The following is a 21,800-nucleotide window of genomic DNA, read 5'->3' on the forward strand; positions in this document are numbered from 1 at the left end:
GCAGCTTGCTGTGAACCTTGAAGTTGTTTTGGGATACAGGTAAGGTTACGCCATCATCGTTAAAGTAGCCTGATATGGATTTCCAACAACTCATTGTTAAGAAACAAACTCGCTGGAAGCATGCTATCTATGCCATGAGTGCAACACTTGTGGTGCTAAGTGGCATATATCTAATGGTCGGTGATTTGTTTATTTCCCCTTTCAATACGCTTTCCACATTAGAAGAAAAGCTACTGCTTGATTTACGTCTTCCTAGATTACTTGCAGCGATTGCAATTGGTTCGGCTTTGGCTGTCTCTGGCGCAAGTTTGCAAGTATTACTCGGTAACGTACTCGCAGAACCGGGCGTACTTGGTATTTCTGGCGGAGCAAGCTTGGCAATGGTTATCGTCTTGTTCTTCTTGCCGTTCGCGCCAACCCCAGAGTTGTTCATGGTCGCTTCTGTCATCGGTTCACTCTGTTTTACCTTAATACTCGTTAGCATGGCGCGGGCAATGCGCTTAACCACGACTCGATTACTGTTGGTTGGGGTCGCATTAGGAATTTTGTCGGGCGCTATGGTGACGTGGGCATTTTATTTCAGCGACGACTTAAGCTTACGTTTACTTATGTATTGGCTGATGGGGAGCTTAGGTGGCGTAACTTGGTATCAGCACTCTTTGACTTTAGTGATGCTGCCAGTTGTGATTTGGTTGTGTTTACAAGGCAGTAAACTCGATAAGTTAATGATAGGGGAGACACATGCAGCGCAGCTTGGCGTCGATGTAGCTTCTTTACGTTGGAAACTTATTTTTGCGGTTTCTATTCTTGTTGGTTGTGCGGTTGCGCTTGGTGGCGTTATTAGCTTTGTCGGGCTTGTTGTTCCTCATCTTTTACGCTTAGCCATTGGCACTGATAATCGATTTCTATTGCCGTTATCGGCGATTGCAGGAGCAGCGCTATTAGTGTTCTCTGATATTTTTGCTCGCACATTGTTAGATTCTGCCGAATTACCTTTAGGTGTGATGACGACCAGTATCGGTGCGCCGATCTTTATTTGGATGTTGGTGAAAAGCCATGATACGCGTTAAAAGTATTCACGTTGGTGAGCGATTATTACCTTTGTCATTCAATTTGGCACCCGGCACCATTACGCATGTGATTGGGCCTAATGGAAGCGGAAAAAGCACATTGTTGTCTTCGCTGTCTGGGGTAGGGGCTGAATACAAAGGCCAGGTACAATTTGATGACGTTGACTTGGCTAATATTAGTGTGACCGATTTAGCTCTTTACCGAGCTTACCTAAGTCAAAATGCGCGGCCAGCTTTTAATCTAGAAGTCTTCCAATTTCTATCTTTGTCGATTCCTGCATGTGCGAAAGAAAACGACCCTGCGATTCAACAAGCGCTTGATGACATTACCAGTATGCTAGAGATTTCCGACAAGCTTCATCGTTCGATTCAAGCTTTGTCTGGGGGAGAGTGGCAGCGAGTGAGGTTGGCGGCAATGTGTTTGCAAGTTTGGCCTTCGTTAAATCCTTATGCGCAGTTATTGATCTTAGATGAACCTGGTGCACCGCTGGATATCGCACAGGAAGCATTGCTTTATCAGCTCATTGATCGGGTCTCAGAACTTGGGATCACGGTGATCATGGCAAACCACGATCTTAACAAAACTCTAAGGCATGCAGACCAAGTGCTCTTGTTAGACAAGGGCGTACTACAAAGCTGTGGCAATGCAGCAGACGTTCTGACTCCTGATAACTTAGAAAAAGTATTCAAGACCAAAGTGAGAAGCGTGTCTGTAGAAGGCGATGACTATTTATTGTTTGGTTAGCCACCAAGGCTCTAAACTAAGGGCACTGAGATGGTGTTAAGTGCTGTGTCATTCATGGCATTTTTAGCCTGAAAAAACCAACAATAGAATTGTTGCGACCGCAAATACGAGAACAATAGATTCAATGATCCACTCTTTGTCTTCTTCCCAGCCGAGGTGTTTGATTTCGGTTTGTGATAGATCGAAGTCAACTTGATCGCAGTAGTGCTTGATTTCATTCATAAACGCTTCTCCTTAATTTGATAACTTTATTTTAATTGGAGAAGGGCGTTCAGAATATCTAGTCCTTTTTAACCTACGTTAAGTCAATCTAAACAAAGCGAGCAATATTAATTTGGGCGTTATTTCGAAATCAGTGGGTCTAAAAAAAGAGGCGCTGAATTTTCATTCAGCGCCTTCTGATTTGACATATTTAATTAAGGATTAGCTAGCTTCAACTTTACCGAGTTTCAACCAAGTATCGACTACCGTATCTGGGTTTAGCGATACTGAGCTGATCCCTTGTTCCATCAACCATTCAGCGAAGTCGTCGTGATCTGATGGGCCTTGGCCACAAATACCGACGTATTTGCCTGCGCTCGTTGCTGCGTCAATCGCCATTTTAAGCATGGCTTTCACTGCAGGGTTACGCTCGTCAAACAGATGGGCGACATCGCCAGAGTCTCGGTCTAAACCAAGTGTTAGCTGTGTCATGTCGTTTGAGCCAATTGAGAAGCCGTCGAAGTACTTCAAGAACTCTTCGGCTAGAACCGCGTTGGACGGAAGCTCACACATCATGATGACTTTGAGGCCATCTTGACCACGTCGTAGATCGAACTTAGCAAGCAAATCGATAACCGATGCCGCTTCGCTAGGAGTGCGAACAAATGGGATCATAATTTCAACGTTCTTCAAGCCCATCTCATTACGTACACGTTTGATAGCTTGAGTTTCCAGTTCGAAACAATCTTCAAATGTACTAGAGATATAACGAGAAGCACCACGGAAGCCTAACATTGGGTTTTCTTCGTGTGGTTCGAACTCTTGGCCGCCTACAAGGTTGCTGTATTCGTTCGATTTGAAATCAGACATGCGCACGATAACGCGTTTTGGCCAGAAGGCCGCTCCAATGGTAGCAATGCCTTCTGTCAGTTTGCTTACGTAGAAATCGATAGGATCTTTGTAGCCCTTGATTCGTTCTGTGATTTCAGCTTTCAGCTCATCCGATTGAGCGTCGAAGTTGAGCAAAGCTTTCGGGTGAATACCGATCATCTTGTTGATGATGAATTCTAAACGCGCTAGGCCAACCCCTTCATTTGGAAGCTGAGCGAAATCGAAAGCACGATCCGGGTTACCCACGTTCATCATGACTTTTGTTGGAAGCAAAGGCAGTTCATCAACAGCTGATTGACGAATTTCAAAGTTCAGTTCACCTTCGTAAACAAAACCGGTTTCACCTTCAGCACAAGACACCGTTACAGTCTGGTCAGAAGTCAGTTTTGCTGTTGCATCACCACAGCCGACAATTGCAGGAATACCCAGTTCACGAGCAATGATAGCGGCGTGACAGGTACGGCCGCCGCGGTTTGTTACAATCGCAGAGGCTTTCTTCATGACTGGTTCCCAATCTGGGTCGGTCATGTCTGTAACAAGTACATCGCCTTCTTTTACTAAAGACATTTCATCAAGAGACGACACTAAGCGTACGGGGCCTGTACCTATACGCTGACCGATAGCGCGGCCTTCAATCAGCACATCTGCTTTAGAGTTCAACTGGAAGCGTTCTACAACGTTTTTGTCGCTTTGAGAACATACAGTTTCTGGACGAGCTTGAACGATGTATAGCTTGCCATCGATGCCGTCTTTAGCCCACTCAATGTCCATCGGACGTTGGTAGTGACGTTCAATGATCAGCGCTTGGTGTGCCAATTGCTCGATCTCTGAATCCGTTAGAGAGAATTGGTTTCTTTCTTCAGTATCAGTATCGATGATCTCAACTTGTTTACCGATTTCTTGGCTGTTCGCATAAATCATCTTGATTTGCTTTGAACCAAAAGTGCGTTTCACAATTGAGTGATTACCAGCTTCAAGAGATGGCTTATGTACGTAGAACTCATCTGGGTTTACTGCGCCTTGCACAACCATTTCGCCCAGACCCCATGAAGAGGTAATGAATACGACTTGGTCAAAACCTGACTCTGTATCCAGGGTAAACATAACACCCGATGACGCCTTATCAGAGCGAACCATGCGCTGGATGCCAGCTGAAAGTGCAATACCTTCATGGTCAAACCCTTGGTGTACACGGTAAGAAATAGCGCGGTCGTTAAACAAAGAAGCGTAAACATGCTTGGTCGCTTCTAACACGGCATCAATACCTTTCACGTTCAAGAACGTTTCTTGCTGGCCAGCAAATGAAGCATCTGGTAAGTCTTCCGCTGTTGCAGATGAGCGAACTGCAACAGATAGCTCTTCGTTATCTTCAACAAGCGTTGAATATAGAGAACGAATATCTTCTTCTAGTTCTGCTGGGAAAGGGGCGTCTAAGATCCATTGGCGAATAGTCGCGCCAGTTTCACGAAGTGCATCGATATCTTCGACGTCTAGTTTATTTAGCAGGGCGTAAATGCGATCGTTTAACTGTTCAAATTCTAGGAATTGGTGAAAAGCAAACGAAGTTGTCGCGAATCCATTAGGAACAGAAACACCAGCGTTAGATAGATTTGAAACCATCTCGCCTAGTGAAGCATTCTTTCCGCCGACTTTGTCGACATCGTTCATGGACAGGGTGTTGAACCAAAGGGTGTACTTTTGCATGTTAATCTCCGGAAACATTGCAGCAAGTTTGTAGGGTTGAGCAAACGTTTACGTATCAACTTAAAAAAAACGAAAGTATTTTTTAAAGCTGTGGGGAACGTAGTGGAATGCCCTAGTAGGTTATCGGTATTATTGTTTAGCTATCCTACTCAAAAAAATTTTAAAAATTAAATAATATATGCAAACTAATATTCAAAGTCGTGATGTATTCTACGTTTCTGACGGAACAGCCATCACCTGTGAGACTCTCGGCCATACGGTATTGGCGCAATTTCCGTTTCGAGCCAACGAAAAGACCTTTCCATTTATTGAAAGCGAAGACAAGCTTGATGAATTGATCAAACAAATAGAAGCTTCCTACATTGCAACGGGAATTTTACCGTTAGTATTTTTTTCGATCGTTATTCCTGAGATCAAAGCGAGATTGCTGCAAGCCAATGGACACTTTTACGACGTTCTCGAAAGCTTAGTGAAGTCGGTTCAAGATGATTTGAAGTTAGAGGCTAAACCTCAACTACAACGCTCTCATAGCGTTGGTAAGGATTCTGAAGGGTATTTCGACCGTATTGCTGCTATCGAGTACACGTTGGCTCATGATGATGGTGTGTCACTAAAAGATTTAGATAAGGCCGACGTCATTTTATTGGGTGTTTCTCGTAGTGGTAAAACACCTACAAGTTTGTATATGGCGATGCAATTTGGCTTGCGAGTCGTCAACTATCCGTTTATCGATGACGATATTAAGAAACTTCGCTTACTTCCTGAGTTTGAAATCCATCGCCATAAACTATTTGGTTTGACGATCGATCCCGAGCGATTGACCGAAATCCGCAGTAACCGCTTAGCCGACAGTGACTACGCGAGCTCAGAGCAGTGCATTACAGAACTCGTGAGCGTGGAAGCGCTATTTAGGCGTGAAGCGATTCCCTATATCAATACTTCTCGCATGTCGGTGGAAGAGATTTCGACTCGTATTCTAGAAAGAACCGGACTGAAACGTCGTTTGTTCTAGTTTTTATTGACGAGGTTGAAGTTAGCCCCGTGCAATGAAAAACGCCCTTTGATTGTGAGAATCAAAGGGCGTTTTACTATTCTTATTTCGCTAATGGTAAGCGAATGAGACTTAAAGCACTAAGCACTAAGCACTAAGTATTAAGCGTTAAGTGCAGCCAAATCTGCAGGGCGGTAGTAAACCGACTTCAATACTTTACCTTGGCGGATCGTTTTGCCTTGGTCTACAACATCTTCTGCACATTTAGCGATGATGTAGTCGCCTTTTTGAACCGCCATTAGCTTGATATTTTGCTTAGCGTAGTGTGCTTCAGTGTCGGCGTATTCTTGTTCGTTACGACATACTTTACTCATGTTACTTGAGTGTACTTCGTCCCAGCACGGTAGGAAGTCAATGGCACGATTTTTGGCAACGTTTAACAGAAGATCGATCAAGTAGCTAATCGCTAGGTTGTCTTCTACCTTGCTGTGACCTAGGTGCACTAAACGTCCCATCAGCACATAAACAGTATCAACAATAGCGTCTGCTTGTTCGGTTTTGCAGTCTGCTTCGGCTAGCTCAGTTAATTCTTCAATCGCAAGCGATGTGTGCAGCGTATCGGCTTTTTCGTCTAAGGTTTCTGGCGACGCGACTGGAAGGTCAAACGTGCTACGAAACTCTTCGATATCTTTGTATAGGTGATTGAAAATTTCTTGATTTAACTGAGACAGGTTCATGAAAGTGTCCATTAATAATTGTTAGGTCGCTATTTTATCAAAGCTACGTAGGTGTTGAAAGCTGCGCTTTAAATGCGTTTTTAGCTAAACAGGTAAGGAAAAAGCTTGCGGCGTTCTTCAGATGTTAAAGATTCTACACGAGCGATATTCGTATCTGGAATAGCCTCTGGGTTTGGATAGTGCTTAAGCACTTTTTCCATACTCGCTTCACGAATTAGGTGATAGACAGGATAAGGAGAACGATTGGTGAGGTTTTCGTCATCTTCAGGCTCTGCGCCGCCGAAACAGTAATCTGGATGAAAGGTAGCGACTTGGTAAACACCCTCCCAGTCCTGTTGCTTGATCAATGCATCGATCCAGTCGATAAACATATTGTAATCGAAGAAGTCTTCCAACATGTTTGGTACTACGACTAGGGTGGTTTCAAGTTCAGCCACTGGCGTGTTATCCAACTCAACAAAATGAGCCATGATATCTTCGAGCAATGTTTCCTCTGTTTCCGCTAGGCTTACAAAAATTTTGATTTGTTTATTGCGCTGAGGCTTAGCAGCAAACGGGCAAAGGTTAAGCCCAATCACCACATCATCAAGCCATTGTTTAACTTGATCGTGAATTTCTTGAATGTCGGTCGAGTGTTGAGAAGCCATGAAAAGTTCCAATATCAAAATTTCGCGTAAGGATATCAGAATGCTCGCAAATCGAAACTGATTAATGGCTACTCGTCGCGGTTTCCAAAGATATATTGGTCAGACGATAAAGAGAGTGGAGTAATAGGAATATTGCAGTATAGAACAGCATTCCTCCCCAAATAACGCCTTCCCATTGAAATGCCTGCCAGCAATAGAGCAGAACAAAGCCACCGAGACTGCCGCCGACATAATAATGCACTAAGTATAAGGCGGTTGCCGTTGCTTTAGCGGTGGTTGCTTTTTGGCTAACCCAAGCATAAGCGAGCGTATGAGTAAAAAAAGCGCCGAAGCTGATTAAAATTAAGCCGAGTAACATGGTTGGCATGTACTCAAAGGCAGACACCCACATACCAAACATACTGATCACACTGCCAAGTGCCATTCCCAATAATGGATTGTGTTTTTTAGCCCAGAAGCCACTGAGCTTCGAACTCAATGTTCCCGCCAAGTAACAAAGAAATATCAATGAAGCGAGCGCAACCGGAAGATTATGTGGTTGTGCAACGAGCCTGAATCCCATAACCGAATACAAGTTCACAAATAACGCAAAGTTGGCTCCACCTATCAGCATCGCGAGCCAAATGTTTTTGTTGGCAATGTGTTTGAGCACGGCGCGGTTATGGTGGAAGAAAAGTCCTTTTTGAGGTTTGAAATGGCGCTGTTCTGGCAACTTGAAAAGAACAAATAGTGCGCCAGAAAAAGAGAATAAGACAAAGAATAACACCGCAGCTTTCCAGCTAAAATAATCGGTTAATATCCCTCCCGCGACTCGGCCGAAAATACCACCTAGTGAGTTAGCCGCAATATAGCCTCCGATCGCCATAGAAAAAGCTTGAGGTGTCAATTCTTCAACCATATAAGCCACAGCGACGGCAGCAAAAGCGGCAATCGCAACGCCCATTACTGCTCGAGCAGCGACGAGCATCAAGAGTGAATCTGTTAATAGCATGGTTATGCCGACCACGGGAATGGCAAACATACCGAACAAAATGACAGGTTTTCTTCCAAAGCTTTCAGAAGAGACGGCCCACGGGACTAGGCTTAATGAAAGTGCGAGTGTAGTGCTCGCAAATAACCAGTTGATTTGAGTTTCGCTTACTTGAAAGTGCTCTGCCATATGAGGAAGAATTGGCTGAAATAAATACAAGTTACAGAAAATGATAAATGAGCCTATGGCAAGAGAGTAAGTGACTTGTTTGTACTTTGATGAGCCTAGTTCAATCATGTTGGGTGTCCGTGCTAATTTGTGAACAAAGTATCAATATCCTCGAAATATAAGAAATATATTAAAGCTATCATCGTGATATTTTTTTTATATGGCTAGCTATGCTTGAATCGAAACCCTTAAGACATTTTTTGGCGGTCGCCGAACATGGCAATTTTACACAGGCTGCAAAGGCGTTACACATTGCTCAACCTGCATTAAGCATTTCAATCAAAAAGCTGGAACAAAGCTTAGAGCTGACGTTATTTCGGCGTGGAGAAAAACAGGTCACGTTAACTAACGAGGGGCAGGTGCTGTTCGCTCACGCTAAGCGCATTGCCCAGCAATTCCACGATACTCAACTGGCGATGAATGAGCTGAAAGGGTTAGAGAAGGGCGAAGTGCGTTTAGGTGCGCCTAGTATGATGGGCAGTTATTTCTTCCCGCAGGTTCTGATGGCTTTTAAAAGTCAGTATCCGAATTTGAAGTTGACTCTAATTGATGCGGGTACCGAGTCAATCAGAGAAATGTTGTTGAATGGAGAGCTAGATATCGGCGTTATTAATGATGCCGACGTTCCAGACGATCTTGAAACGGACCATCTGTTGGATTCTGAAATGATGGCTGTCGTCGGTACGACCCATGAGTTTTCCAAGAAAACATCGTTAACGTTTGAAGAATTTTTTCAAGAAGAGCTCATTTTATTCAAGCCAGGTTATTTTCATCGAGACTTCATTGATAGCGTTCATCAAGAACATGGGTTCGATATGAACATCGCATTTGAGAGTAACCTATTACCAATGATTCTTTCGATTTTAAAACAAGAGTTCGCTATCACTGCATTGTTAGAGTTAGTGACCCAGCATGAAAAGGATGTGGTTGGCGTACCGTTCGACCCACCAGTAAAGCTTAAACTTGCCTTGGCTTGGAGAAAAGAAGGCTATTTGTCTAAAGCAGACCGAACGTTCATTGATTTTGTGAAGCGGTATGTGTGATTCCGTTATGAAGAGCGAGTCTACAGGAGCTGTATTATTGAGGGTTGTTTTTCTCAAACTCGACTTTGAGCTGCTCAGCCTCTGAATATAGATTATTAACGGCTTTTTCTACTTTCGAACAATAGCTGTTGCCGTGTTGGTCAAAAAGGGCACCTGTTCTTGATTCAATTTCTCCTACGATCACTTCTTGTGGAATATAAAACATCAAGCCGACCATTGATTGGCCAACTTTAGCCTTAACTGCATCATTATTAACGTCGCAGTGTTCTAGCCCATAATTGGCGATACCAGCCATACGAAAGGAGATATCGGTGACAGAGTCCATATAATCTAGGAAGTCACTTGGCACTTTATCTTGGTAGTAAGGGCGCAGATGATCAATATTTGCCGACGCGGTGAAGCTAACTAGCGCGAATAGTCCTAGAAGGGAAGCTTTGTTCATGGCTAACTCTCATTATACGGTTCGGTGTTTTGATTGTTATTGTGAGAGGAAGAAGGTTCGAAGTCAAATTTTAAACAGGAAGGTATTCTTTTATGAGTAGCTGTTCACTGCTTAATCGAAAAGGATCAAGCAGTGAAAAGAAAAGGGGGATTAGGTGTTTTTCGAATTGTACATTTTATCGAAGTTTTTCTGATTCCAACCAACCATCACTTGATCGCCGATTTTCAATACTGGAATAGAACGCGCGCCCATTGCTTGCAATTCTTTGCGGCCACGTTGCATCTTTGCATTAGTAAGGCGGTAAGCAATCTTTTTTGAATCTAAGTATTTTTGGGCATCTTTACAGTGGGGGCATTTATCTGCCACGTATAGTACTACACGTTTCATTGTCTTATATCTCTTGGTGTATCTTGCGCGAAGTGTAACGAATCTTTGATGATTAGAAAAGCGTGATCAGGTACACTGTGCGCCTTTAAAATTTCCTCATTTTCGAAATGCACCCATCATTACGTTACATCCAAGGCTACCCTGAACATATTGTTAGCCAAGTGAATCAACTTGTTGAAAGCGGAAAGCTTCTCCCGTGGTTTGAATCGCGCTATCCAGAAAACCACAATATCAAAAACGAGAAAGCGTTGTTTGACTATGCGATTGAAATTAAAAATCGCTATATGAAGAAAACACCCCCTATCAGCAAAGTTATCTACGATAATAAAATTCACTTAATTAATAATGCGCTTGGGCTCCACAGTTATGTAGCGAAAAATCATGGTGGGAAGATCAAATCGAAAAATGAAATTCGCATAGCGAGCATTTTCAAGAATGCGCCAGAACCTTTGCTACGCATGTTAGTGGTTCATGAATTAGCGCATATCAAAGAGAAAGAGCATGACAAATCTTTCTACCAGCTTTGTTGCCATATGGAACCGGATTATCACCAACTTGAACTGGATGCTCGATTATTCATGATTTATTTAGAATTAAAGAAGTAACTGATGAGCCAAGAACAGAACCCAAAAAAGAAAACGCTCACGTTGGCGAAGAAGAAATCTAAGCCTAGTTCAAAGAAAACAGCACGAACTACAAGTTCTGTTGTGCGTTCAAACAAAGCGACTAAAAAAAATCAAAATAACAAGTCAGATAAAGCATCGCCAAAAACCAAGAAGAGTGGGCTGCATCCTCGCAATCAACATTCTGGCCGTTATGATTTCGAATTGTTAACTAAAGCGCTACCTGAGCTGTCGCAATTAGTTATTAAAAACCCTGTTGGAGAAAGTACTGTTAACTTCTCTGATCCTGAAGCCGTAAAGGTTCTTAATAGAGCATTGCTCGCACACCATTACGGAGTGAAGCACTGGGATATTCCACCTGGCTATTTGTGCCCGCCAATTCCTGGCCGCGCGGATTACATTCACAGGGTTGCGGATTTGCTGAACGCAGAATCTCAAGGTCAACCATATAATCATAAGGCGGTGAACGCGTTAGATATTGGCGTCGGCGCAAACTGTATTTATCCGATTATCGGTGCCACGGAGTATGGCTGGAAAGTCCAAGGTAGTGATGTTGATCCGCTGTCTATTAAAGCGGCTAACTTCATCGCGCAAGCGAACCCAGTCCTTAAAGGCAAGATTCGTTGTAAGCTACAAAGTAACGCCGACTTCATTTTTAAGGGGATCATTGGTGACAATGAACGTTACGATGTCACAACATGTAACCCACCTTTCCATAAGTCTCTTGAAGAAGCGCAAAAAGGTACGCAGCGTAAACTAGATAACTTAGCCGCTAATAGAAACAAGAAACAGGGTAAGTCAAAGGCTGCTGCATCTGCGGCTTCTAAAGAGCCAACTCTGAATTTTGGTGGGCAAAAGGCTGAACTTTGGTGTGATGGTGGTGAAGCTGCGTTTGTCTCTAAAATGGCGAAAGAGAGCAAAGCATTCTCGACTCAGGTTCTGTGGTTCACGACTTTGCTTTCTAAGAAAGAAAACGTTCCAACGTTGCGTCAGTCTTTGGAGAAGTTGGGAGCCAAACAGATCAAAGTGGTCGAAATGAGCCAAGGCCAAAAGATTAGTCGTTTTGTCGCTTGGAGCTTTATGGACAAAGCGGAGCGCGCGAGTTGGGTTGCGCTTAAGTAAGCTAAACTTAACAATATGTAACGCGCATATTGAACAAATGAGATAGGGGAGGTGATATGGAAATTGAGATATACCTCCCTTGTCGCCCGGACATTGTCTGCGAAGGGTTAGAGGTTATCTTCGCGACACTATTCGTAATTGGTATATTGGTGTTTATCGTTGTCTTATACCGAGAGCATAAGCAGATCAATAAGCCTCTGTCTAAGCGGAAAAACCCTTCAAAAAAGAGAACTCACAAGCCCTAGAGTGTTCGTACTTTTTTGTGAGCTTTTTACTTAACTGCTAACTGATATTTCTCAAACTTTTCCTAATAGTCCATCGAGTTTCGACTGGTACTTTTCCTCAAGCGCGCTATTCCCAGCTTTGGACTCTAGTTCTATCAGTATTTTTAAAGAAGGGATCTGGTAGCCATACATTTGGTGGAATTTCATTAAGCGAATTCGAGCATTAGTAAATTGCTCTTTCTGAACTTCTAATTGAGACAGTTGAAGTATAGAGCGAGCCCTGATTGGGTCGTGATCTAATGCGCGGGTGAAATAGTACTGAGCTTTATCATCGTCACCTGCTTTGAGTGCGCAGAGCGCTGCGTTTTCATAACTGGCAGAAACCAAATAATAGTAGGGCTGCTCAATTGCTTTGTTAAAGTATTGGTCTGCTTTTTTGTACTCACCTTGTTTACATAGAAAGGTCCCGTAATTGTTAAGCACGTTGCCGTTTCGAGGATCTTGTCTTAATGCTTTTTGGTAAGTCTTTCGCGCTTCTTCACTTTCACCCACTTGCTCGTAATAATGCGCCATTGAGATTTGGGCGCGGTAGTAATTTGGGGCATGCTGAATCGCTAACTCAAGATTTTCTCTGGCGCGTACCATATTGCCTTTTTCTAAATATCCTAACCCCAGAGCAATTCTGGACTCTGCCATTTCTTTGGGCTTGGCTTCGACTTTAGGTGGTCCATCGGTCACAGTAACGCAGGCTGAAAGCGTCGCAATTGCTGCGAGGTTAATGAGTATGTGTGTGGGTTTTATTGGCATGATTCGATTCCTTGATAGTGTGGCTCTATCATATGAAATCGTGTTGTATCAGCGGGTTACAGAAAGAATAGAATGCGAGTGAGGATGCACAAAAAACGCCTGTATTTCATTGATGAATACAGGCGTTGAGAAAGGTATTGGGCTAGTCGTCTTTAGTGAAATTCTCTTCACTGAATTTGTCTAAGTCGTACGGCGTTTGTTGGTAAACGCAGTAGTTCAGCCAATTTGAAAATAGTAGATGACCATGGCTGCGCCAACTTGCGACTGGCTTGTTGTCTGGATTGTTGTTTGGATAGTAATTAATTGGAATGACTGGCTCCATTCCTTCGCCCAAATCACGAATGTACTCATTGTGTAATGTGTGTGAATCGTATTCAGGGTGCCCAGTAACAAACACATTTCGCTTGTCTTTGGTCGCCGCTAAGTACACGCCTGCTACATCGGAAGTGGCAAGAATATCGAGGTCAGTATGCTCAGTAAGATATTCAGAAGAAAAATCAGCGTAACGAGAGTGAGGCGCTAAGAAAGTATCATCGAAGCCGCGCAGAATTGGGTTATATGGCTGGTGTATTTCATGATTATACACCCCAGATAGCTTCTCTTTACGGGTACGTTTTGGTAAATCGTAAAGCAGCTTTAAACCGGCTTGTGCAGCCCAACACACGTAAAGTGTTGAGGTTACATGTTTATTTGCCCAGTTCATGATGGTTTGTAGGTGATCCCAGTAGATCACATCTTCAAACTGAACCAGACCAAGTGGCGCACCTGTGATAATAAGGCCATCGAAGTTGCGGTCTTTGACCATCTCAAATTGGCGGTAGAAATTATCTAAATGCTCTGTTGGTGTGTTTTTACTTGGACGATCATCAATGCGCAATAGTTCAACGTCGACTTGCAACGGACTATTGGAAAGTAAGCGTAAAAACTGAGTTTCCGTCTCAATCTTTTTTGGCATGAGGTTGAGGATCAACACACGTAGCGGACGAATCTCCTGCGTGGAGGCTCTTGATAACGGCATGATGAAAATGTTTTCTTCGCGAAGAACATTGGATGCTGGCAGTTGATCTGGAATACGAATAGGCACAGCTTTCTCCCTAAGCTAGATATTTAGACGTCTATACATCTGAACTTAACTTATAATGATACGGTTGTCGATACAGAATGTGACTCTGGGATAAAATTCCTTGTCCTCGTCGCCTAAGTAAGAAAAGTCGCGGCAAATGTTATAGCATGTGGCGAGAACCATCTTAAGTAGCAAATAATTTGAAATTAATACTCATTCGAGGGCTACCTGGCTCAGGGAAGTCCACGAAAGCAAAAACCTATGATGCGCAGCATCTTGAAGCGGATATGTACTTCGTCGATTCCGTGGGTAAATATCGGTTTGATCCAAGCAAATTGCCATCAGCGCACGCTTGGTGTCAGCAGCAAACGGAAGATTGGCTGAAGCAAGGTAAAGATGTTGTGGTATCAAACACCTTTATTAAGCAGTGGGAAATGGATTTCTATCGTAAGTTAGCGGTTCAATATCAAGCTGAGTTGATCATCGAAGTATGTCGAGAGCAGTACCAAAATATTCATGGTGTTGGGGTGGCGACGCTTAAGCGCATGAAGCGAGATTGGCAAGAAGAATAAGAAGCAATCATTATGGCAAAACGTTCAGTTGTCGTGGATATGACCTCTTACGGTATCTACTCCACGTGGGATTCAAAGTCGAAACAACTACCCAAAATACAAGAGTTTACCACGCAGGTTCCTGCGGATATCGATATAGAGTTTGGTTATATCGTAAACATAAAAAAGGCCAAGGGAGAGAAGATTCGTTATTGTATCTATCACCCGAATATTACAACGGACAAAGGTGAAGTCCTTGAACCTTTCGATGGCGAAGAATATGTAGGCAGCAACGATTGGGATTTTTATTTAGGCGACACGATTTGGGAACCTGCAGATAATAAAACCGGAAAGTGGCGTATGACTATCGAGTTAAAGGGGCAAATTATCGCAGATAAGACTTTTGACCTGTTTGCCCGTGATGAAGGTCAATTTTGGAAGCGTAGGGGATTTTAATTACTTTCTTATTGTTGTTTTTCAAGCATTTGTGATCTCCGACCCAGAAAATACATTACGGCGTTCTATTCTGTAATTATTGTGGTGAAAGGAGTATGCTTATGTTGACATCGACTGAGAAAATAAACATCACGACGCGCATTGTCGAGCTTGAGAAAGAGTTATCAAGGCCTGTAGACGACGAAAGACGAGCGAAACTGGAATCTGAGGCTCTGAGCCTTGAAAGTTGGCTGTACGCCAGCAGTGAGAATAAAAGAACTAAGCCGGAACATCCTAATTAAATCAGGTGTGCCGGCTTTTTGTTATCAGCGAAGCGCTGCTATGTGATTAATCTGCAGTGACGTATTGCATGACAAATTCAGTGATAGTAACCATGTCTTTAACAGCAATGAATTCTTCCGTAGTGTGAACTTTAGCCATTCCGGTTGATAGGTTAACCGTTGTTAACCCTTTTGCGTTGAAGTTGTTTGCATCACTGCCACCGCCCGTACGTTTGGTATTGGCGGTTACTCCTAGTTTTTCAAACGCAGATTTGATCGAATTGATGTGTGGGTGGTCATCAGCGATAACGAATGCGTTGTACGCTCGTGTCGATTCGATTTCTACTTCAGCGCCAAATTGCTCTGCACTTGTTTTGAATGTATCGATCATGTGCTCAACCTGCTTAGCCAGCTTCTCATCATTTAGAGAGCGCGCTTCAGCGACCACTTTAAGCTCAGGCATAACAATGTTTGTTGCTTGTCCGCCTTCTACAATACCAATGTTTGCCGTGGTTTCTTCGTCGATACGTAGTAGGTTCATTTTAGTGATTGCGTCGGCAGCTACTTGAATAGCGCTAATGCCTTCTTGCGGAGCTAAACCTGCATGAGCTGGTCGGCCTTTAATTGTAGCGACGATCTTTTGTTGGCCAGGTGCAGCATTGACGATCGTGCCGATAGGACCACCTGTATCAAGAACGATAGCGTGCTCAGATTGAATATAAGACATATCAAAGTTTAAAGAACCGAAAAGCCCACCTTCTTCATATACCGTGAAAGCAATTTCAATTGTTTGGTGTGCAAGTTCTTGTGCTTGAATGCAGCGCACCGCTTCTAGAATCGCGGCGATCCCTGATTTGTCGTCACCGCCTAGAATGGTATTTCCTTTTGAGCGGATAATGCCATCTTCGATTATTGGCTCAATACCGATACCTGGGGTAACTGTGTCCATATGGCAGCTAAATACCGTGCTTCCTTCGAGTGTACCTTCCAGTTTCGCGTAGATATTAAAACCGTTAGACACTTCTTCTGGCACTGGCAGTTTATGCACTTCGAAACCTAACTCACCGAGCTGCTCAGCAAGAGTTTCAGCAATCACTTTTTCGTTACGAGATTCACTGTCGATTTTGACAAGTTGGCAAAAGTGTTCGACTAAACGTTGTTCATTAATTGTGGTCATTTATAACTTCTCATTATTGGTTGAAGCGCTGAATGTTCTGCGTTCAACAGTAGGAACAGGAAAGACACTATAGCCTTGGGTGGTAGATAGATTGTCTGAGCTAAATCAAAATATCGTTCGGATTCAGGGTAAAAATCTCAAAATCTATATTGATATGAATATGAACAAACGTAGCAATTCAAAATTCTTATGGTATGATGTTCTGATTTGAGTTGCATATGTTGAAGCTTTGGTCTGAATGTTAAATTGGTTGTATATAAATGAACAAAAACAATAATCTGCGATCGATTTTACTTTTGTTGTTGGGAAGTACTTTACTGTTCTTTTATATATTCAGGCCGTTACATTTGACGGATGCTGAACCGACAGAGCTCCCCAAGTTGGAAGTTTTCGACCCTGAAATTCAACTGACTAAAACAGCGTATGGTACTCAGCTATTAAGAATTCTAAACGAATCGCGTAGCGATCCTTCTCAAGCAGAACACTCCTTATCATTGCTTCATGGGAAGCAACCTTTAGCGGTCAAGCCTATTTATTCTGCGTATCGCTTAATGATTTTGTCGAACATCGCCCAGCACAGTCAGTTAGGTGATGAAGTGATTCGTTATTCTGAACAGATCAAGCGTTTGGCTGAAGAAGAAAATTTATTGTGGCTGCAGGCCAGCTCGACAGTTGAACTCGCTATTCAATACGCCAAACGAGGGGAACTAAAGAAGTCTGAGCAAGAGGTTCTTAAGGGAATCGCAATTGCAGAATCGATTCGATATGAGCAACTCCTTGTAAAAGCTTACAACACAGCCGGGGTAGTCTTTAATATTCGAAGCGATCTGGTGAGCGCTCAGTACTATTTTCATAAGGGGCTTGAGCTAGGAAAGAAATACCCTTTGCATATCTACAACAGCAAGATCACTTCAAATATGGCGTTACTCTATATCTACCTAGAGGAATGGCACAAAGCGTTGGAATTGATTGAGCAGGGTAAAACCTTGTATGAGCGTAGTAATTTGCTTGAAAATGTGGCGCTGGGCTTGCTGTATACCAATGAAGCGTTTGTCTATTTAAAGTTGGAAGACGCTAAAAAGTCGCGGGCCGCCTTTGAAGTCGCAAAGCAACTTGGAAAAGGCAATGTGACTGAACGTTTTAAAGTCATTTTGATGAAGAGTGAGAGTGAAATATTGCTTTTGGAAGGGAAGGCGAAGCAAGCACTGGCGGTAAGTCAGGCATGCTTAGATTTTCCTTCAATTGATGATTACACTTTGGAAAAAGGTCATTGTTATAAGAAACGCGCGTTGGCCAAGTTGGCACTTCAGGAAAAGCTGACAGACAGCGAGTCCATTCGCGATGACTTATACCAAGCATTAGCGCTTTATCAATCGGTCGGTAGCCGCAATTGGATCATTGCAGGGCAGCGAAGCCTCGCCAATTATTTTGAAGCCGTCGGAGACTCGCTGAATGCACTTAAGTATTTCAAACTCTATTATCAGGGCAACAAGTCGCTATTGTTCGACCGCCGACAGAGCGAAGTATTTGTACTCGAACAAAGCTATAAAACCCATTCTATTCAGCAAGATAATGAACTATTGAATACAGAGAAAGAATTAGCGGATGCACTACTTGAAAAGCAAAAGCTACGAACCCGAATTGTATCGTCTTTGGTATTTGCAGTGATCGTCGGCTTCTTTTTTGTCGTAAGGCGCAGCCATTTGGTCGAAAAAGAAAACCAGAAGCTCATTGAGCAAAATACAACTTGTTCGCTTACCGGATTATATAACCGACGTTACTTAGAAAAATGTTTAAAGCAGGGCCATCAAGTCTCACCAAGTGAGTATGGGACGACGATCGCTATTCTGGATTTGGACTACTTTAAGCAAGTGAATGATACTCATGGCCACGACGTAGGCGATGAGGTACTGGTCGAAGTGGCGAAGCGCTTGTCGAGTAGCCTTCAAGAAGGCGATATTATTGGTCGATGGGGCGGAGAAGAGTTCGTTTGTATTCTTGATGGTTCTATGTGCCCAGACGAACAGTTAGAAAGTATCCGTCAATCAATATGCGATGTACCTATTCAGTCAAGAGCTGGGCGGCTGAACATCAGTACGTCCATTGGCGCGCATTCGGGAATAGGCCATCATTCTTTGTTTTATTCTTATCAAAAATCGTTAAAGAAAGCAGATAACGCTTTGTATCGAGCCAAGCAACTTGGCCGAAATAGGGTAGTGTTTAGCGCGGATATTTGAAGTAATTAGAAGGTATTAGAGAGGGATGACACCTTTCTAATACCCACTGAAGCAAGTTGGCGTACTTTAAGTTAACTTGGCAGAACAGGAAATAATGACCTTAATTATTGCGCTCTTGCCATCTCAATTAATGTGATGCCAATTAGCCATTCCACCTTTTTCTCCGCTCCGTCACCTAAGTTGTGCGAGACAATTTTCTTAATCGTATCAATAAATCGCTGTGAGAAAGAGCGGTCATCATCACACACGATAGAGTGATGAAATACCAAACGGAAGACAGACATGAACTGTTCGCTATTTAGCGCAATCCGCCAGCTTTTCTCAAAAGGTTCTAAGCTAGATTCGCAATCAAGATGATCGATAACCATTTTAACGAAGCGACCTTCCAGTGCTGTAGTGAAATCGGTTTTTCTCGAGAAGTGATGACTGATCCCTGTACGCGAGATGCCAGTTTCTTTACTCAAGGTGGTATAAGACATTTTATCGTAACCTAGCTCTAGAAGCTGGCGAGCAGCGGTGTCTAGTATGGTGTTGATAGTGACAATGGTGTCTTCTTTACTGCGCTTTGGCATTCTCTTTATACCGTATCTAATTCGAATTCCGTGAATTGTACTGGCTAATAGTACAAGATGCCATACCATGTAAGTGAGAATGCCTGCTATTTGACCTATATCAAGTAATTGACGTTAGTCTGACAAGCTGAAATCAGTTTTAACTTAGCCAGCTGGTGTATTTACAGCGAAAAATTCTGATGTAACTGTGTTTGTACACCGCGTTATCTTTGTAACTAGTTGAATATAAAATGAAAAAACCAAGGTTAATTAAATGTTAATTTTGTGTATTTTTTGTTTTACATTTATCTGTTAACTATCCCTATCTCTCTATATTTTAAGAATATTTCCATCTCTGTTCGTTTTGATCCAAGTTAAAAGTAGTTCGGTAAATAACCAACCGAACGGACATTCACGTAAAGATAAAATCTAAGGGAGTAGAGCATGTCGACTGTATTTAACCCACTCGGTACGGATGGTTTTGAATTTGTAGAATATACCGCTGCAAATACAGAAGGGATCGCACAGCTTAAAGCACTTTTTAGTTCGTTAGGATTTGCTGAGATTGCCAAGCATCGCTCCAAAGAAGCGTGGTTGTATCGTCAAGGGGACATCAATTTTATTGTAAATGCTGAACCGCACAGTCAAGCCGAGAAGTTTGCAAGTATTCATGGGCCTTCAGTATGTGGAATGGCTTTTCGTGTCAAAGACGCTAAGGCTGCGCTAGAGCACGCTAAGGCAAATGGTGGAGAAGAATACCAGACCCAAATAGGCCCAATGGAACTAAGTATTCCTGCGATTTATGGTATTGGTGAAAGCCTTCTGTACTTTGTGGATCGTTATGGTTCACGTGACATTTATGATGTCGACTTCTGTTTTTATGATGACGTTGATCAGCGCTTGTCCGACAAAGATGTAGGTTTGTTCGAAATTGATCACTTAACCCACAATGTTAAGCAAGGCCATATGGATCTTTGGTCTGGTTTTTATGAACGCATTGGTAATTTCCGCGAGATCCGATATTTTGATATCGAAGGTAAACTGACTGGCCTTGTGAGCCGAGCGATGACAGCGCCATGCGGGAAGATCCGAATTCCTATCAATGAATCTTCAGATGATAAATCTCAAATTGAAGAGTTCATTCGCGAGTACAAAGGCGAAGGCATTCAACACATCGCGCTTTCCACCGATGATATTTATCAAACTGTTAGAACCCTCCGTGAACGAGGTATGGATTTCATGCCGACTCCTGATACGTATTACGAGAAGGTAGATCAACGAGTACCGGGCCACACTGAAAGTTGTGATGAATTAAAAGCACTGCGCATCTTGATCGACGGCGCGCCAATGAAAGATGGCATTTTATTGCAAATCTTCACCCAAACCGTAATTGGCCCTGTGTTCTTTGAAATTATTCAGCGTAAAGGGAACGAAGGGTTTGGAGAGGGCAATTTCAAAGCCTTGTTTGAATCTATCGAAGAAGACCAAATTCGCCGAGGGGTATTAGACGATGCATAAGCCTATTTCTTATCCCCATAAGGAAGGTATTTGCTCAAAACAGGCGCATGCCGATTTTCCTGAAGGGGGAATCTATGAACGTGAAGCAGGCCGAAGTGGATTCTTTGGCCCCGCTGCCCACTTTCATCATCAGCATGCGCCAACAGGTTGGAGTGAATGGGAAGGTGAATTAAGACCAAGAGCTTTTGACTTCACCTTAGTTGAAGAGGCAAAGCAGGAGCTTCCTTGGTCTGTGCCTAATTTGCTACACAACAATGAGTGTAAGGTGAAAGTGTGGAAAACGAACCAAAGCATGGAAGGTTTGGTTCGTAATGCTGATGGCGATGAGTTGTTATTTGTCCATCAAGGTTCGGCAGAACTATTTTGTGACTACGGCCATCTGAGTATTTCAGAGGGGGATTACGTGATGATTCCTCGCTCAACGTCATGGCGCTTAGAAGTAAAAGAGCCTTTATTTTTACTCATGATTGAAAATACCGATGCTGCTTATTCTTTGCCAGAGAAAGGGCTGGTAGGAAATCATGCGATATTTGACCCCGCGGTACTGGAAGTTCCAAGGATTGATGATGCGTTTAAAGCGCAATATTCGGAAGAGACTACCCGAGTATTTGTGAAGCGTCATGACGACGTTAGCGTGATCACTTATCCATTCAACCCGCTAGATGCGATTGGTTGGCATGGCGATCTATCCGTTGTGAAACTTAACTGGCGTGATATCAGGCCGCTGATGTCTCATCGATACCACTTGCCGCCCTCCGCGCACACCACTTTTGTTGGTGCCGGCTTTGTTGTGTGTACTTTTGTTCCTAGGCCAATTGAAAGCGATCCTGGGGCGCTAAAGGTACCGTTTTATCACAATAACGATGATTACGACGAAGTGCTGTTTTATCACGCAGGTGACTTCTTCAGCCGAGACAATATCGAAGCGGGGATGGTGACCTTTCATCCAGCAGGTTTTAGTCATGGCCCACACCCGAAAGCGTTTAAAGCTGGCAGAGAGTACAAGAAGAAGTTTACCGATGAAGTTGCTGTGATGATCGATACTCGCCATGCATTGAAATTTAGCGACGAAGCGAAAAAAGTGGAAAACGAAGAATACGTGTATAGCTGGCGAGAGCAGCCATCAAAATAAGAACGGAAGTATTGGAAGGGAAG

General features: G+C 43.1%; 24 protein-coding genes. 13 read left to right on the plus strand and 11 right to left on the minus strand.

Annotated features, from left to right (window positions below; genetic code table 11):
- The first annotated feature begins 74 nt into the window (after positions 1-74).
- Together btuC and btuD are read left to right on the plus strand one after the other, a co-directional pair.
- The gene (gene btuC, locus ELZ11_RS04460; RefSeq protein ID WP_137356155.1) at positions 75-1,070 is read left to right on the plus strand and encodes a vitamin B12 ABC transporter permease BtuC; all 996 of its coding nucleotides are present in this window, start codon (positions 75-77) and stop codon (positions 1,068-1,070) included.
- On the plus strand, positions 1,057-1,815 hold the full coding sequence (btuD, locus tag ELZ11_RS04465; RefSeq protein WP_137356156.1) for a vitamin B12 ABC transporter ATP-binding protein BtuD: 759 nt from the start codon (positions 1,057-1,059) through the stop codon (positions 1,813-1,815). Before btuC ends, btuD begins: the two co-directional genes overlap by 14 nt.
- 63 nt (positions 1,816-1,878) lie before the next feature.
- Here btuD and ELZ11_RS23740 read toward each other — a convergent pair whose 3' ends face one another.
- Both ELZ11_RS23740 and ppsA read right to left on the minus strand, forming a co-directional pair.
- Positions 1,879-2,037, minus strand: a complete 159-nt coding sequence (locus tag ELZ11_RS23740; RefSeq protein WP_167494621.1) for a hypothetical protein — start codon at positions 2,035-2,037, stop codon at positions 1,879-1,881.
- Positions 2,038-2,238: 201 nt separating this feature from the next.
- Complete coding sequence (gene ppsA / locus ELZ11_RS04470; RefSeq protein ID WP_137356157.1) at positions 2,239-4,611, minus strand: phosphoenolpyruvate synthase; 2,373 nt, start codon at positions 4,609-4,611, stop codon at positions 2,239-2,241.
- Positions 4,612-4,789: 178 nt separating this feature from the next.
- Between ppsA and ppsR the strand changes: the two genes are divergently transcribed.
- Complete coding sequence (gene ppsR / locus ELZ11_RS04475; protein WP_137356158.1) at positions 4,790-5,623, plus strand: posphoenolpyruvate synthetase regulatory kinase/phosphorylase PpsR; 834 nt, start codon at positions 4,790-4,792, stop codon at positions 5,621-5,623.
- Positions 5,624-5,763: 140 nt separating this feature from the next.
- Here ppsR and ELZ11_RS04480 read toward each other — a convergent pair whose 3' ends face one another.
- From ELZ11_RS04480 to ELZ11_RS04490, 3 genes are all read right to left on the minus strand, one after another.
- Entirely contained in the window at positions 5,764-6,339 is a 576-nt protein-coding gene (locus ELZ11_RS04480; RefSeq protein WP_137356159.1) for a nucleoside triphosphate pyrophosphohydrolase family protein, read from the minus strand.
- 80 nt (positions 6,340-6,419) lie between these two features.
- Positions 6,420-6,986 carry a DUF1415 domain-containing protein gene (locus ELZ11_RS04485; RefSeq protein ID WP_137356160.1) on the minus strand — a complete coding sequence of 189 codons (567 nt, stop codon included), beginning with the start codon at positions 6,984-6,986 and terminating at the stop codon, positions 6,420-6,422.
- A 61-nt stretch (positions 6,987-7,047) separates the two neighbouring features.
- Entirely contained in the window at positions 7,048-8,253 is a 1,206-nt protein-coding gene (locus ELZ11_RS04490) for an MFS transporter (protein ID WP_137356161.1), read from the minus strand.
- 101 nt (positions 8,254-8,354) lie between these two features.
- On the opposite strand from ELZ11_RS04490, the gene ELZ11_RS04495 reads away from it, so the two are divergent.
- Entirely contained in the window at positions 8,355-9,227 is an 873-nt protein-coding gene (locus tag ELZ11_RS04495; protein WP_137356162.1) for a LysR family transcriptional regulator, read from the plus strand.
- Positions 9,228-9,261: 34 nt separating this feature from the next.
- Here the strand turns inward: ELZ11_RS04495 and ELZ11_RS04500 are convergent, their stop codons facing one another.
- Both ELZ11_RS04500 and ELZ11_RS04505 read right to left on the minus strand, forming a co-directional pair.
- Entirely contained in the window at positions 9,262-9,669 is a 408-nt protein-coding gene (locus tag ELZ11_RS04500; protein WP_137356163.1) for a hypothetical protein, read from the minus strand.
- A gap of 150 nt (positions 9,670-9,819) precedes the next feature.
- On the minus strand, positions 9,820-10,056 hold the full coding sequence (locus tag ELZ11_RS04505) for a glutaredoxin family protein (RefSeq protein WP_137356164.1): 237 nt from the start codon (positions 10,054-10,056) through the stop codon (positions 9,820-9,822).
- 107 nt (positions 10,057-10,163) lie between these two features.
- Here ELZ11_RS04505 and ELZ11_RS04510 point away from each other — a divergent pair, with 107 nt between their 5' ends.
- From ELZ11_RS04510 to ELZ11_RS04520, 3 genes are read left to right on the plus strand one after another with little or no spacing between them, the layout of a single operon-like run.
- Positions 10,164-10,661, plus strand: a complete 498-nt coding sequence (locus tag ELZ11_RS04510; RefSeq protein WP_137356165.1) for a YgjP-like metallopeptidase domain-containing protein — start codon at positions 10,164-10,166, stop codon at positions 10,659-10,661.
- Between the two features lie 3 nt (positions 10,662-10,664).
- The gene (rlmF, locus tag ELZ11_RS04515; protein ID WP_137356166.1) at positions 10,665-11,801 is read left to right on the plus strand and encodes a 23S rRNA (adenine(1618)-N(6))-methyltransferase RlmF; all 1,137 of its coding nucleotides are present in this window, start codon (positions 10,665-10,667) and stop codon (positions 11,799-11,801) included.
- A gap of 56 nt (positions 11,802-11,857) precedes the next feature.
- Positions 11,858-12,046: a hypothetical protein gene (locus ELZ11_RS04520; RefSeq protein ID WP_137356167.1), complete on the plus strand. Its 189-nt coding sequence runs from the start codon at positions 11,858-11,860 to the stop codon at positions 12,044-12,046.
- A gap of 51 nt (positions 12,047-12,097) precedes the next feature.
- Here the strand turns inward: ELZ11_RS04520 and pilW are convergent, their stop codons facing one another.
- Together pilW and metA are read right to left on the minus strand one after the other, a co-directional pair.
- Positions 12,098-12,832, minus strand: a complete 735-nt coding sequence (gene pilW, locus ELZ11_RS04525; RefSeq protein ID WP_137356168.1) for a type IV pilus biogenesis/stability protein PilW — start codon at positions 12,830-12,832, stop codon at positions 12,098-12,100.
- Between the two features lie 142 nt (positions 12,833-12,974).
- Entirely contained in the window at positions 12,975-13,916 is a 942-nt protein-coding gene (gene metA / locus ELZ11_RS04530; protein WP_137356169.1) for a homoserine O-acetyltransferase MetA, read from the minus strand.
- Positions 13,917-14,095: 179 nt separating this feature from the next.
- Between metA and ELZ11_RS04535 the strand changes: the two genes are divergently transcribed.
- The 3 genes from ELZ11_RS04535 (at position 14,096) to ELZ11_RS04545 (ending at position 15,183) form a co-directional block, all read left to right on the plus strand.
- A complete protein-coding gene (locus ELZ11_RS04535; protein ID WP_137356170.1) occupies positions 14,096-14,467 on the plus strand; it encodes an AAA family ATPase in 372 nt (123 codons plus the stop codon).
- 12 nt (positions 14,468-14,479) lie between these two features.
- The gene (locus tag ELZ11_RS04540) at positions 14,480-14,902 is read left to right on the plus strand and encodes a DUF3859 domain-containing protein (protein WP_137356171.1); all 423 of its coding nucleotides are present in this window, start codon (positions 14,480-14,482) and stop codon (positions 14,900-14,902) included.
- Between the two features lie 101 nt (positions 14,903-15,003).
- Positions 15,004-15,183 carry a hypothetical protein gene (locus tag ELZ11_RS04545; RefSeq protein ID WP_137356172.1) on the plus strand — a complete coding sequence of 60 codons (180 nt, stop codon included), beginning with the start codon at positions 15,004-15,006 and terminating at the stop codon, positions 15,181-15,183.
- 46 nt (positions 15,184-15,229) lie between these two features.
- Here ELZ11_RS04545 and ELZ11_RS04550 read toward each other — a convergent pair whose 3' ends face one another.
- The gene (locus tag ELZ11_RS04550) at positions 15,230-16,339 is read right to left on the minus strand and encodes a M20/M25/M40 family metallo-hydrolase (protein ID WP_137356173.1); all 1,110 of its coding nucleotides are present in this window, start codon (positions 16,337-16,339) and stop codon (positions 15,230-15,232) included.
- A gap of 347 nt (positions 16,340-16,686) precedes the next feature.
- Between ELZ11_RS04550 and ELZ11_RS04555 the strand changes: the two genes are divergently transcribed.
- A complete protein-coding gene (locus ELZ11_RS04555; RefSeq protein WP_244291595.1) occupies positions 16,687-18,576 on the plus strand; it encodes a tetratricopeptide repeat-containing diguanylate cyclase in 1,890 nt (629 codons plus the stop codon).
- Between the two features lie 104 nt (positions 18,577-18,680).
- On the opposite strand, the gene ELZ11_RS04560 is transcribed toward ELZ11_RS04555, so the two are convergent.
- Complete coding sequence (locus ELZ11_RS04560) at positions 18,681-19,148, minus strand: TetR family transcriptional regulator (RefSeq protein WP_137356175.1); 468 nt, start codon at positions 19,146-19,148, stop codon at positions 18,681-18,683.
- Positions 19,149-19,571: 423 nt separating this feature from the next.
- Between ELZ11_RS04560 and hppD the strand changes: the two genes are divergently transcribed.
- Both hppD and ELZ11_RS04570 read left to right on the plus strand, forming a co-directional pair.
- Positions 19,572-20,645, plus strand: coding sequence for a 4-hydroxyphenylpyruvate dioxygenase (gene hppD / locus ELZ11_RS04565; RefSeq protein WP_137356176.1), 1,074 nt, complete (start codon positions 19,572-19,574; stop codon positions 20,643-20,645).
- The gene (locus ELZ11_RS04570; protein ID WP_137356177.1) at positions 20,638-21,777 is read left to right on the plus strand and encodes a homogentisate 1,2-dioxygenase; all 1,140 of its coding nucleotides are present in this window, start codon (positions 20,638-20,640) and stop codon (positions 21,775-21,777) included. The genes hppD and ELZ11_RS04570 overlap by 8 nt, the downstream gene beginning before the upstream one ends.
- The last annotated feature ends 23 nt before the right edge of the window (positions 21,778-21,800 follow it).

Origin of the sequence: Vibrio profundi (assembly GCF_005281835.1) — a bacterium.
Lineage (GTDB): Bacteria > Pseudomonadota > Gammaproteobacteria > Enterobacterales > Vibrionaceae > Vibrio > Vibrio profundi.

What these genes read in the sequence shown, in the direction of transcription:
- ELZ11_RS23740 (WP_167494621.1), bottom strand. Translation starts at nt 2,037, where the DNA reads ATGAATGAAATCAAGCACTACTGCGATCAAGTTGACTTCGATCTATCA.
- rlmF (WP_137356166.1), top strand. Translation starts at nt 10,665, where the DNA reads ATGAGCCAAGAACAGAACCCAAAAAAGAAAACGCTCACGTTGGCGAAG.
- pilW (WP_137356168.1), bottom strand. Translation starts at nt 12,832, where the DNA reads ATGCCAATAAAACCCACACACATACTCATTAACCTCGCAGCAATTGCG.
- ELZ11_RS04510 (WP_137356165.1), top strand. Translation starts at nt 10,164, where the DNA reads ATGCACCCATCATTACGTTACATCCAAGGCTACCCTGAACATATTGTT.
- btuC (WP_137356155.1), top strand. Translation starts at nt 75, where the DNA reads ATGGATTTCCAACAACTCATTGTTAAGAAACAAACTCGCTGGAAGCAT.
- ELZ11_RS04500 (WP_137356163.1), bottom strand. Translation starts at nt 9,669, where the DNA reads ATGAACAAAGCTTCCCTTCTAGGACTATTCGCGCTAGTTAGCTTCACC.
- ppsR (WP_137356158.1), top strand. Translation starts at nt 4,790, where the DNA reads ATGCAAACTAATATTCAAAGTCGTGATGTATTCTACGTTTCTGACGGA.
- ELZ11_RS04520 (WP_137356167.1), top strand. Translation starts at nt 11,858, where the DNA reads ATGGAAATTGAGATATACCTCCCTTGTCGCCCGGACATTGTCTGCGAA.
- ELZ11_RS04560 (WP_137356175.1), bottom strand. Translation starts at nt 19,148, where the DNA reads ATGCCAAAGCGCAGTAAAGAAGACACCATTGTCACTATCAACACCATA.
- ppsA (WP_137356157.1), bottom strand. Translation starts at nt 4,611, where the DNA reads ATGCAAAAGTACACCCTTTGGTTCAACACCCTGTCCATGAACGATGTC.
- btuD (WP_137356156.1), top strand. Translation starts at nt 1,057, where the DNA reads ATGATACGCGTTAAAAGTATTCACGTTGGTGAGCGATTATTACCTTTG.
- ELZ11_RS04545 (WP_137356172.1), top strand. Translation starts at nt 15,004, where the DNA reads ATGTTGACATCGACTGAGAAAATAAACATCACGACGCGCATTGTCGAG.
- ELZ11_RS04490 (WP_137356161.1), bottom strand. Translation starts at nt 8,253, where the DNA reads ATGATTGAACTAGGCTCATCAAAGTACAAACAAGTCACTTACTCTCTT.
- ELZ11_RS04505 (WP_137356164.1), bottom strand. Translation starts at nt 10,056, where the DNA reads ATGAAACGTGTAGTACTATACGTGGCAGATAAATGCCCCCACTGTAAA.
- ELZ11_RS04570 (WP_137356177.1), top strand. Translation starts at nt 20,638, where the DNA reads ATGCATAAGCCTATTTCTTATCCCCATAAGGAAGGTATTTGCTCAAAA.
- ELZ11_RS04550 (WP_137356173.1), bottom strand. Translation starts at nt 16,339, where the DNA reads ATGACCACAATTAATGAACAACGTTTAGTCGAACACTTTTGCCAACTT.
- ELZ11_RS04540 (WP_137356171.1), top strand. Translation starts at nt 14,480, where the DNA reads ATGGCAAAACGTTCAGTTGTCGTGGATATGACCTCTTACGGTATCTAC.
- ELZ11_RS04480 (WP_137356159.1), bottom strand. Translation starts at nt 6,339, where the DNA reads ATGAACCTGTCTCAGTTAAATCAAGAAATTTTCAATCACCTATACAAA.
- ELZ11_RS04485 (WP_137356160.1), bottom strand. Translation starts at nt 6,986, where the DNA reads ATGGCTTCTCAACACTCGACCGACATTCAAGAAATTCACGATCAAGTT.
- hppD (WP_137356176.1), top strand. Translation starts at nt 19,572, where the DNA reads ATGTCGACTGTATTTAACCCACTCGGTACGGATGGTTTTGAATTTGTA.
- ELZ11_RS04495 (WP_137356162.1), top strand. Translation starts at nt 8,355, where the DNA reads ATGCTTGAATCGAAACCCTTAAGACATTTTTTGGCGGTCGCCGAACAT.